At 27.6% G+C, this 10,960-nt stretch carries 10 protein-coding genes; 9 read left to right on the forward strand and 1 reads right to left on the reverse strand.

Annotation, left to right across the window (positions count from 1 at the left end; genetic code table 11):
• Nucleotides 1-1,809 precede the first annotated feature (1,809 nt).
• The 9 genes from PF569_00875 to PF569_00915 all read left to right on the forward strand — a co-directional run bounded on the left by PF569_00875 (nt 1,810) and on the right by PF569_00915 (nt 7,654).
• Nucleotides 1,810-1,956: a hypothetical protein gene (locus PF569_00875; GenBank protein ID MDA3854780.1), complete on the forward strand. Its 147-nt coding sequence runs from the start codon at nt 1,810-1,812 to the stop codon at nt 1,954-1,956.
• 1,310 nt (nt 1,957-3,266) lie between these two features.
• Nucleotides 3,267-3,431 carry a hypothetical protein gene (locus PF569_00880; GenBank protein ID MDA3854781.1) on the forward strand — a complete coding sequence of 55 codons (165 nt, stop codon included), beginning with the start codon at nt 3,267-3,269 and terminating at the stop codon, nt 3,429-3,431.
• A 1,304-nt stretch (nt 3,432-4,735) separates the two neighbouring features.
• On the forward strand, nt 4,736-4,873 hold the full coding sequence (locus PF569_00885; protein ID MDA3854782.1) for a hypothetical protein: 138 nt from the start codon (nt 4,736-4,738) through the stop codon (nt 4,871-4,873).
• A gap of 3 nt (nt 4,874-4,876) precedes the next feature.
• Nucleotides 4,877-5,002 (forward strand): hypothetical protein, encoded by a 126-nt coding sequence (locus PF569_00890; GenBank protein ID MDA3854783.1) that lies wholly within the window; start codon nt 4,877-4,879, stop codon nt 5,000-5,002.
• Between the two features lie 90 nt (nt 5,003-5,092).
• Nucleotides 5,093-5,509: a hypothetical protein gene (locus tag PF569_00895; protein MDA3854784.1), complete on the forward strand. Its 417-nt coding sequence runs from the start codon at nt 5,093-5,095 to the stop codon at nt 5,507-5,509.
• A 466-nt stretch (nt 5,510-5,975) separates the two neighbouring features.
• A complete protein-coding gene (locus tag PF569_00900) occupies nt 5,976-6,125 on the forward strand; it encodes a hypothetical protein (GenBank protein ID MDA3854785.1) in 150 nt (49 codons plus the stop codon).
• Between the two features lie 60 nt (nt 6,126-6,185).
• Nucleotides 6,186-6,338, forward strand: coding sequence for a hypothetical protein (locus PF569_00905; GenBank protein ID MDA3854786.1), 153 nt, complete (start codon nt 6,186-6,188; stop codon nt 6,336-6,338).
• Between the two features lie 585 nt (nt 6,339-6,923).
• Entirely contained in the window at nt 6,924-7,103 is a 180-nt protein-coding gene (locus PF569_00910; GenBank protein MDA3854787.1) for a hypothetical protein, read from the forward strand.
• Nucleotides 7,104-7,525: 422 nt separating this feature from the next.
• Nucleotides 7,526-7,654 carry a hypothetical protein gene (locus PF569_00915; GenBank protein MDA3854788.1) on the forward strand — a complete coding sequence of 43 codons (129 nt, stop codon included), beginning with the start codon at nt 7,526-7,528 and terminating at the stop codon, nt 7,652-7,654.
• A 216-nt stretch (nt 7,655-7,870) separates the two neighbouring features.
• Here PF569_00915 and PF569_00920 read toward each other — a convergent pair whose 3' ends face one another.
• Nucleotides 7,871-8,212, reverse strand: coding sequence for a hypothetical protein (locus PF569_00920; protein MDA3854789.1), 342 nt, complete (start codon nt 8,210-8,212; stop codon nt 7,871-7,873).
• Between the last annotated feature and the right edge of the window lie 2,748 nt (nt 8,213-10,960).

The raw sequence follows: 10,960 nt of genomic DNA on the forward strand, positions 1-10,960 counted from the left end.
ATAGTATATTGTGACCCACCTTATCAATGAACTGCTACTTATGCTGAGTGATGATTTAACCACGAAGAGTTTTGGGAATGGGTTAGACAATTAAGTAAAACAAATAAAGTTTTTGTAAGTGAATATAATGCTCCAGATGATTTTAAGGCAATATATGAGTTTAGTCAAAAGAGTAGTTTAGCTTGATGAAGTCAATCTCATAATAATCAACCTAATGAATGCTTATTTACTATAAAATAAATATGACTAAAGATAAAAGAAAAGATAATTCTGCTCCTACTAAAATGACAAAAGAAGTATTGCAGAAATTAGAAGCCTGATTCACTAATAGTTTAACAGATGAGGAGTGTTGTTTATATGCTGATATACATCCAGCTACTTTATACCGTTATATAGAGAAAAACCCTGCTTTTTGAGAAAGAAAAGAAAGATTAAAAAAGAAACCAAACATACAAGCAAAGGTTAATTGGATTAAAAAAATTAATGCGAGTGATTACCAAGCAAGTAAAGAATGGCTTGAAAGAAAAAGTAGAGATGAGTTTAGTTTAAAAACTATTTGAGAAGATACTGTTACAGTTAATTTACTTTGAGATGTTTTGAAAGAAATACAAGGAATAGATTAATGTATAACAAGTTATAATGACCTATAAGAATAAGAGTGGATTTTTAAACAAAAGTCTACTTTTTATTTTACCTTAGCTTAAAACAAGCAAATGCTAAAGTCTAATATAATATACCCTAAAAGTCTAATATAATAAACTTTACAACAACAAAAAAAGAGATACAATGGTATTAGCTATAATCCATTAATCTCTTTATAATGATATATTACTCAGAAAAGCGAGAAAGTAAAATAGAAAATAGAATATATTTAAAATATAAGTTTACTAAAAATAATATGGAATATAACTTAGACAATCTAGTAGATATAATCTGAACAGCTAAATATTATTATGTAGCCAAACTAATACATACAATGGATTCTAAGAATAGAATAGACTTTAGTGTATTAGAATTACCTATATGAACATTAAAAGCTCTTAGACCTTTATTTATTGACGCTTGAATAGTATGAAAGTTTAAGTTAAAATGAGATTGAGTTAAAACATATTATATTAATCCTTTTTATGCACATACTTGAAAAACAATAAGCAAAGAATTATATGAAGCATTTAATGATATAAATAATAACAAAATCTACTAATGACTGAAAAAGAACTAATAAAATCTAAATTAAAAGATAAAAACTGGAGAATATTTAGTTGAGTTCTTTATAAGATTAAAGACAAAGACTGAAATATAATACCTTTTATCCCAAATGGTGCACAAACACACTTTTATAATAATAAACATACAAAGAATATTATATTAAAAGCAAGACAACTATGATTTAGTACATTAATAGATATTGATGAGCTAGATGATACTTTATTTAGTTCTTATCATACTAATTGAATCATAGCACAAGATAAAGACAAGGCAAAAGACTTATATGATAATAAGGTTAAATTTGCTTATGATAATTTACCTAAATGGTTATTAGATTTATTTGAAACTAGAATTGATAGACAATGAGAGATTAAGTTTGAAAATAATAACTGTTCAATATCAGTTGGTACTTCTTTTCGTTCTTGAACACTACAATATTTACATATAAGCGAGTATTGAAAGATATGTGCAAAATATCCTGAGAAAGCTAGAGAGATTAAAACAGGTTCATTAAATGCTATTTGACCTAAACAAGAAGTAACAATAGAAAGTACGGCAGAATGAGCGAGTGGAGATTTCTACGAAAAGAGTATGAAGGCTATGCAAAATGAAGAACAAGGAAAAGAGCTATCTGATATGGATTATAAGTTTTTCTTTTATCCTTGGTATTTAGAGCCTAGTTATGAAATAGAATCAAATCAAATACTTAAAAAAGAAACACTAGAATATTTTGAAAAGATTAAATGAGATGAACGGTTTATAAGAAATTATCCTTGATGTGAGTTCACTAAATGACAAATATTATGGTATCAGATTAAAGAAGAAGAGCAAAAAGATGATATGAAAAGAGAATATCCAAGTACACCAAAAGAAGCCTTTGAGTTATCTGTTGAGTGAGCTTATTATGAAAAAGAACTATGATTATCAAGAAGACAAGGTAGAATATGCAAAGTAGCTTATGAGCCAAGTTTACCAGTTCATACAGTATGGGATTTATGAGGAGCTTGATGATGAGATGAAACAGCTATATGGTTTATTCAAATTTATTCTAAAGAAATAAGAATAATAGATTATTTTGAATGAAACGGAATGAGTATGATTCAAATAATAAATTTTGAAGTATTAAACAAAGATTATATATATTGAAAGCATATTTTGCCACATGATTGAAGAGTTACAGAGTTTTCTACCTGAATAACTAGAGAATCAACAGCAAGAGAATTATTACATAATGTTGATATATGTCCAAGTGTATCAGTTGCTGACTGAATAAATCAAGTTAGACAAATATTCTCAAGATGTTATTTTGATGAAGAAAACTGTAGTGTCTGACTAATGAGATTATGAGGTTATCATAAGAAGTATGTAAAGTCTATTTGAAAGTATATAGATGAACCTGACCATACTGATTCACATTGACCTGATGCTTTTAGATATATGGCAATCTCATTTAACAAAATGACAGAAGAAAAGACACAAAAAATATCTATCCAGAATAATATCAAAAGATAAACTTGACAAGACTTAAATAAGACTATAATTAAAGTAAATACAACTAACTTCTTAAAATGAAACTATACTGACTTAAAGAAGAAAAGATTTTAAATCAAATAAGTGCTGAGTTTGATTATGGAAAAAATCATATTGAAACTAAAAGAACAACTAGAAGAGAAGATGTTAAACTTTATGTAAGAGAAAGTGAAGAAGATAGAGTTGATGTTCATTCAATATACACAACTGTACAAACTTTATTGGCCATAAATTATCTTAATGAAATAGCTGTAGAGTTTTCAAAAAGAAAAAACTGAGATGAAGAAAGAGCAGAAAACGCTAATATTTGTGCTGAGTTTGATTACTGAGAAATGGATTTAGATGTTAAAGATTATACTTGGGAATTAAACAGATTAATGACTTGAGTATGAATACAAACAGCTTGAGACTTTGATTTCACTTCTATTCATCCAACAATAGACAATGTTGATTCATTAGCATATATATTTGACCCTAAATGATGACCTACTATTAAAGACCATCGTTTTTTCGGTATAGAAACAGAGATGACAGAGTTTGAAATGAAACAGTCTAAATATGAAAACTATAATGATTTAGATACTATTATAGATACTGTTTATGAAAACCAATCAAACACAGATACAGCAAGAGAACAAAACACAACTTTTGAATCACAAGAAAACAAGAAATTTCCTGTAACTATATTCTGAACAATATTTAAGTGAGAAAAATATATTGCAGTAACTTGAAACTGAAATAAAAAATTACTTAAATTTACTAAACTAGAACCAGTATTTTTAGAAGAAGAAAAAAGCCCAAGTAAAATAATGTTTCCAATAGCATTAAAATACTTTTCATTCTTGCCTTGAGATAGTATGTGAATTAGCCCTTTTGATTTACTTAGAAGTAAACAGAGTGCATATTCAATTCTATTCAACCTAATGCTTAAAATGGCATATAAAAATGCTATGTGAGGAGATAGATTAATAAATACTAAGAAGATAAAAGATTTGTCAGGTTTAGCTGTACCTAGTTTAGAAGGTAAAGATATTCCAGTAAATGTAGAAAAAGATGAAGATATAAATAATACAATATCTTATGTACAAAAAGATACTCCAACTTGACTACCACAAGAATTAAGAGTTTGGTTACAAGAAGAAAGTATATTAGATACTTGAATAGATAGAAATACACAATGAGTATTATGACAATGAAATAACACTCTATGAGAAAGAGAAATGGCTCAAAAGAATGCTAATCTTCGTTTCTTACTATGAAGCAAACAAGCAATGTGGGGAGAAATATTTAGATGGAAGTATTTATGGTATAGACAATATGCAGCTAATCTAAAAAGTATAGACAAAAAAGAGTTTGCACTTGAAACTTGATATAGTGAAGATTTCCATGTATTCCAAAAAGATGATTTTGTATGAGAAGATATGTTACATCTTAAATTACAAAGTAAAGCAGAAATACAACAAGAGAGAGAATCAATGAAGTTAGATAGACTGGCTTTATATCCTCAACAAATATGAGAAGCACAAGCAGAATGACAAACACGGAAAGTAATAGTGTTACAAAGAAATAGAATGCTTGATATATGAGAACCAAAACAAAGAGTTAAAAAAACATATCCATATACAATAGATGAATTAAGCGCAATGGATAAAATGGCTATACTCAAATTAGCTATAAAACAAAAAGAAAATGAAAACTGAAAAATAGCAAAGAATGGTTTATCAGTAGATAATTTAGATGAAACACACGAAATATTTATTGAATATTATCAAACATTACCTGAAAATACTATAAAAAGAAGAGCAATAGCAAAAAGATATGAAGCAATAAAAGAAAAGGCAAGACTACAACAACAACCAATGCAACAACCTTGACAACAATCTGCACAATCTTGACCTACTAATACTGCTGCAAATGTATCAGTTGCACAGGCCTCTGCACAACAAGTGTGAACTTGAATGAGAAACTGACCAGATTCTAATATTAACGGATAATTATGAAAAATACAGATTACCAAGCATTAAATGATTTAAAGAACTCTGCAGGGTGGAAAATACTCTGTGAAGAGTTAAATATAAGAATAAAGGCTATTGAAGATGTGTTATTAACTCCAAGCAATGATGATATATTCTGAGATATGGAAGAAATAAAGAAACTAAACTTGCTTAACTATAAAAAAGCTGAGAGAACATATTTACTTAAGCTAAAACAATTACCTGATGAATTGATAGCTACAAAAATTACAATACAAAAAAAAGACTAATTTCTATTGCTTATAACAAATGTTGTAGGCAAAATGAAGTTTAGAAACACTTTTTAAAATTTCTTATTATTTGCTTAAAAATTATCTAACATGGCAGAATTAGACAACAAAGAAGAATTAGACACTACAGAAGATGTAGATACTAATGAGGATTATCAAGAAGATAATCAAAACGAAGAAAGTCAAGACCAATCTCAAGACAAAGATGAATATAGTCGGGAAGAAGTAATGGTCCTTAAAACAAAAGCTGATAGACTTGAAAAAGCTGAAAAAAAACTCGTTGAGTTAAAGAGAGTTAATAAATCTATCAAAAAAGAAGACGCTCCATCTAATTCTAGGGAAGAATTAGAAAAGTTTTATGAAGAAAAAGAATTTTTCAAAAATAATCCAGAAGCTAATTCTTATAAAGAAAAAATGGCAGAATACAAAGGTTTATCATTAGATGACCAATATCTTCTAGCCTCTAGGAAAGACAAAGAAATTGAAAAGAATAGAGAAGTTTATTGACAATCTTTTGTGAAATGACAAGCTAATAATGAAAATTTACCAACTGTATCAATAGATGCTTTTGATAAAATGACATCGGTAGCACAAAATGAATATACACAAAAGATGACAAGTAAATACGGAAAGGTAAAATTCAAATAATGAGTAAACCATATTAATTACTAATAATAAAAATATGGCAATAAATAACACTTTACAAAAAAGTGAAGCTTGGGCATCAATGCTTCAATCACAAGTTAGAATGGACTCGTTCATCTGAATGATGATAGCTGATACTAAGTTTGAAGGACTTTTTGATGGTAATGGAACTGTAAATTTTAGAAGACAAGCAAAAGTAACACTTAGTGATATGGATACTTGAAGTTCTGAAATACCTATTACTAAATTAGTAGAAACTAACGAAACATTTACTTTAAATGTATTCAAAGGTTTTGCTACTGAAATTTCTGATGAAGAATTTAAAGAAATGGATATTGACCCTAATTCACAAGTTATGAAAGATGCTAAAGAAGCATTCTCAAGAGCTTATGATTTAGAAATATTTGGTAACTATGCTTCTGCATCTTTATCAGTAGATGATGGGGATATGGATGTTACTACAAATCTTGGTGCTTGAACTCCAATTAAAGCTACTAAAGCTAATATCTATGAAGCAATTACTAAAGTTAATCTAGCAATGGATGTTGCTGTTGATAGCTTAGGTAATGCAACAGGATTAGCTACTAACAATAGATGGTTAATCACTTCTCCTTATGAAAAAAACTTACTAAGTAGGTCAGATGACTTAATTAGAAGTACAGAATATGGGGATAAAATAGTTACAGGTTGATTTACTTGAACATTAGATGGTGTTAAACTATATTGGACAAACTTATTGTCTGAAGCAGTTAATACTAGATATTGTTTATTCGGACAAGGTAAACCTATCGCTTTTGGTTCAAATATTAAACCAAAAATTCAATTTGTATGACAAGAAACACAAGCTAATACATTCTTAAATTACCTTAAAGGTATGACTAAATATGGTTCTACTGTATTTACTGAATGAGCTGAAAACCTTGGTACATTTGAAATATTTGTAGCATAATCGCTATCCTTAATTGCTAACTAAAAAAAATATGGCAACTCCTATTCAAAAAACAGCTACGGCTGGAGAATATATCGTTTTAAGAGATGCTAGCGATGATATTCTAATAATGCAAGGTTTAACTTTACCTGCTGATACAACTACTTGATTTGCAAAATGATGTCAATTTATAGACACAGATGTAGTAACTTGAACAAGTTGATTATATGTAAATGTATGAACAAATGTTTCTTGTGTATTTAAACTAGTAACAAACGCTGTTTAAATAGTAAACTCTAATCCTTACTTAATTGTAAGGGTTAGGAATTTATTATTTAATATTAATTTATGGTTAAAATTGCCGAAATAGTTAATAGATATGGTAAGTCATATATGGTTCCGTTGTATAAAGCAAAAGAAATGGTAAGAAATGAGGAAATAGAAGACTATGATATTATAGAAGTAGCTAGAGTTAAAAATTTCCAAAAACCACAAACTCAAAAAGAATTTGAGAGAGGTTTAGCTTGACCAAAAACTATTGCTGAACAAGAAAATGAAGTATTAAGAGAACAAATAACTCTATTACAACAAAAAAAGACACTAGAAAATGTTAAAACTACTAAAGCACCTGAATTAAAAGGTAATGAAGTATTTACAAAACCAACTGATGAGATTAAAACACCTGATGTTTCTGATATATATGCACAATATGTAACAAAATTTGGTAATGATGTTCCAAACAATAAAAAGAATGATGTTGAATGGATAAAATCAAAATTAGTAGAAGTTAAAAAACCTACACTTAATTAATAATTAATAAAATAATGTTAAGAGAACAATTTAATCTAGTTACTACAACTTATATAGATGAAGATAGAGAAGAAGGTAAATACACAGTAATTTATACTGATGTGTGAGAAGTTCAAGTATTTAAAACACTTGAAGAAGTTATGGAAGAAATAAAAGACTGTAAAGATAATAAAAAACTATTTAGATATAAAAAATTAGATGAATACTCAAAAACTTTACAACACTTCGGAGAATTTGTAATTGATTTAGAGAATACAAAAGTTTTATGATATAAAGAACATCATATTATAGATAATCTAAAAATGCAAAGAGAATTAAACGAAGCAAATAAAGCTAAAGAAGCTAAAAATAATAAATAATTAAAACAATATGACTGTTCAAACTTATATAGATAGAGCAATGAATCAAAACAATGTAGATGTTTATCAATATCTCCCTGCACAGTCTATTCAAGACTTTAATATTATTATGCATCAGATAGAAGATTATATAACATCTGCTATTTGAGAAAGATTCTTTTGGGACATATTAACAGTAGGAACAACTATTGTAGACCAAAGCGAATACACATTACCAGAAATAACAACTGGTAATTTTAACTGAACACCAAAAGTTGAAGCCATAAGCATACAATATACAGCTTGATGAGATTTTATACCAGCTAGACTAAAAAACTTAGATATATTATTACAAGAACATGATTTATCTTGGTATGAAACAAATGTAAGTGAGTCAAATCCTATATTCTTTATAGCTGATGACTCATATTTTATATATCCTGCTCCAAAAACTGCTATTGCTAATGCAATTAAATTATATTGAATCAAAAGTTTATCTGATGTTACAGCAACAACTGCTTTAACTGATTTATTTGGTGGAAAGATACCATCTAAATACTTTTATCTAATATCTGATTGAATGAAGCAATTTATTAAAGAAATGCAAGGAAAAGATGAAGAATCAGTAAATGCTAAAAGAATATTTGAATTAGAAAAACTACCAAACTTAGTAGAGAAACTATGAAATAGAAAACCTTGAATTTCACAAAGAGGAACACCTAATTTATCTAAATATAAATAATTATGAGTATAGCACCAATATTTAAATGAGCTTCTTGATGAATAAGTGATGATAACTTTACTGGTATTCCAAATAGTTTTCAATCTAATTATAATATAGATATATTTACAAATCCTAAATCTATTACATTAAGTAAAGCACTAGAAAAAGATAGTACAACAGTTATAACAGAAATAATAAACTGTTTTTTAAAGGTGTCTAATTGAGATATATTAGCTTTTTGAAATTCTTGATGAGTATATAGAAAAACAGCTTGAATTTGGTATAAAAATAGCACTACTGTGACAGGAGCTATATTATCGGCTGTAGAATATAATTGAAACTTTTATTTTACTACTTCTGCATCTTTATATAAATTTGCAGTTGCTAGTATTAGTAACACAATGACATTTTCGTTATATAAAACAATAACTGCTTCTAATTATCATCCTTTTGTTATTAAGATGAATATTTTACATATATGATGTAATACTGCTATAGATACTGAAACTGCTTCTTGAATTTATACAGTAGGAGAATTTACAAGTAATAATTTATGACAAATTAAGTATTTATTCACTTGAAGTTGAGCTATTAAGATTTATATTTATTATCCAACTTTTAATAAATTTGAGTTATGGTATCGGGATTGAACAAGTGCTCAACCTACTGAAAATATACCATTAATTTGATTAAATATAGAACAGATTATAAATAAACAAGGTAACGACTATGTTATATCAAATTGAGAGTTTTGACCTATAAATTGATATAATGTATCTAAAGTAAAACAATTAAGCGATTATTCTACAAATCAAGATTCTATTGCTAGTTTATGAAATAAAGTATTTTTCTGATGAATTGGTTGAGTTTATGAATGGGGAAGTTTAAACAAAAACTATCCAGATGTATTATCATTAAGTTATTGAACAAGTAATAGTGAAACAGATACAGTTTGAGCAATTTTTATTGATTGAACTGATTTATATGTATCTTGGAGTAATTGAGCGACATTTTGAATAGATAAACTTTCAACTACTACTTACGCATCAACTTGAAGCCTAACAACAAGAGTATTTTACTCAGAAGCTAAGTTTTTAGAGAAAACTTCTCTTGCAATAAGAAATTCTTTTGCTAAGTTAAGCTGAACAGATAGTATAAAAATTTATTACAGATATAATATTAGTTGAAGTTTTGTTTTACATAGAACTATAACTACAGCATTAGCAACTAACAATGATTTTATAGATACTATTCCATTAATTTGAAAATGGAATTTTATTGAATTAAAATTTGAATTAACTAGCTGAGATGGAACTACAAGTCCTGAATTATATGAAGACTACTTATTTTATGATAGTGAAAAAATATGACAATAAAAAAGAAATCAATAATAGATTATGAAAACATAATTGAACAGCCAATAATATGATGACTATCTGATGTAGATGTTTCTGATGTTCCTTGAGTTAATAAACTTAAAATAAATGCTGAAACATCAGTATTTAATATCCCTGTTCCTGAACCAACTTGAACAGATATTATTTGATGGGTTAATTGACTTACATTTGCATCAACTGTTTATAATATAGTAACTTGGACAGCTTGAAACATAAGTCTTGCAGACTGAACTACATATACAGTTATAAGTGGTAATACTTGAGCTATGAGTGCTGTAACTTATATTTACTTAACATTGTCTACTTCTACTATTTCAACAACTACAACTGCAATAGATAGTGTTTGACTAGATAAGATATTAATATGTGTAGCTAATTTAACAATAAGTTGAAAACAAGCAGAATATCAAGCATTTGGTACAAGCTCACAATCAGTATTTATAACAGCTGATAATATTGCAGCTAACAGTATAACTGCTAATGAAATTGCTTCTAATACACTTACAGTTAATCAAATAGATGCTGCAAGTATAAATATATGAGGACTTACTGGAGATTTAGATGATTTAGCAGACTGAACAACTTATAATAAAACAACAGTTAATGAAGTAACAGGGGCAGGAAGATGATATAGCGCTTTAAATTCTAGTAATCAATATCAAAATTGGCTGTCTGCTTGAGTAATGTCAGTTTGAACAAATCCTACAAACTGAGTTGTATTTGATACAAATTGAATAAGAGGATATTGAGCTTGAGTTAATACATTTGATTTAAAAGCAAGTGATGGTAGTGCATTATTTAGATGAACTATTTATGCTTCGTGATGAGAAATTACATGAGATTTACTAATGCCAAGTTGATGAGGTATATTTAGTGATTGATGAGTAATACATTCTTTTTGAAAGTGAACAGTTAGTGTATGAAGTTCTGATTCTTCAGATTTAGTTTTAATACATAATTTCTGATTAGTCCCAACTATAAGTTTTCAAAACAATAGCATAAATGTATGAAGAATATCTTGAGAATATCAAAAATCTGTAACTATATGATGAACAACAGTTTTATTGAATTGTCTATCTATTTCACAAGACTTATATGTATGAGATGATTTAGTTG

The sequence above is a fragment of the Candidatus Woesearchaeota archaeon genome, from assembly GCA_027858315.1.
In the GTDB taxonomy this organism is placed as follows: Archaea; Nanobdellota; Nanobdellia; order Woesearchaeales; family UBA583; genus UBA583.